Raw genomic sequence first — 973 nt, forward strand, 5'->3', positions numbered from 1 at the left:
GCCGGCGCATCCGGGAAGGGGTGAAGGCGGTCCTTGAGCGGGTGCTGGAGGAGGAGATGACCGAGCACCTGGCCGCCGGTTACCGGGGGTACACACCCAGCCGGCGGGGGGAGCGCAACGGCCACTACACCCGGAGCCTGATCACCCCGGTGGGGAAGATAGAGCAGCTCAAGGTGCCCCGTGACCGGGAGAGCACCTTCCTGATCGAGGTGTTTGAGCGGTACCAGCGGATGACGGGGGAAGTGGAGGGGGCGGTTTTGGAGATGTACCCGCGAGGGGTTTCCACCCGCAAGGTAGCGGCCATCACGGAGGGGCTTTCCCGGCAAGGAGGCGGTTTCCCGGATCGCCCAGCGCCTGGAGGGGAAGGCCTTTAGGGATGGCCTACCCCTACCTCTACCTGGACGCCAGCGATTTCAAGGTGAACTGGGGCGGGTGGGGAAGGGAAGGAGGCGTGGAGGAACCTTCTCAAGGGTTTGGTGGAGCGGGGGCTTCGGGGAGTGCGGCTGGTGATTTCCGACGACCACCCATCCATCCGGGGGGCGGTGATGGCGGAGCTACCTGGGGCGAGGTGGCAGAGGTGCGTGGTGCACTTCATGCGCAACGTGCTGGCCCATGTGCCGTCCTCGGAGCGGGAGGCGGTGGCTGGGGATCTCAAGGAGGTGTTCACGGTGAAGCGGCGGGGCACCGCCGAGTCCCTGGCCCAGGGGTTCATGGAGCGCTACGGGGGGCGGTTGGAGCGGGCGGTGGAGGTGTTTGCCCGGGGGATAGAGGAGGCTTTGACCTATCTGGATTTTCCCGGTAGCCACCAGGGGCAGATCAAGAGCACGAATGTGCTGGAGCGGCTATTCAGGGGGGTGAAGCGGAGGACCGGGGTGGTGGGGGTGTTTCCGAGCGAGAGGAGCCTGGCCAACCTGGCCACGGTGGTGATGCTGAGGGCGAGTGAGGACTGGGCGTTCAGGCGTTACATGGACAT

The 973-nt window shown here is 66.2% G+C and carries 2 protein-coding genes; both read left to right on the forward strand.

Annotated elements, in window-relative coordinates; translation table 11 throughout:
- The coding region (locus Mlute_RS15335) for a transposase (RefSeq protein ID WP_182482601.1) at nucleotides 1-374 on the forward strand (374 nt) is incomplete at its 5' end.
- A 102-nt stretch (nucleotides 375-476) separates the two neighbouring features.
- Nucleotides 477-973: transposase (locus Mlute_RS15340; protein WP_245959010.1), on the forward strand; the 497-nt coding region annotated here is incomplete at its 3' end.

Source organism: Meiothermus luteus (assembly GCF_003574085.1).
Lineage (GTDB): Bacteria > Deinococcota > Deinococci > Deinococcales > Thermaceae > Meiothermus > Meiothermus luteus.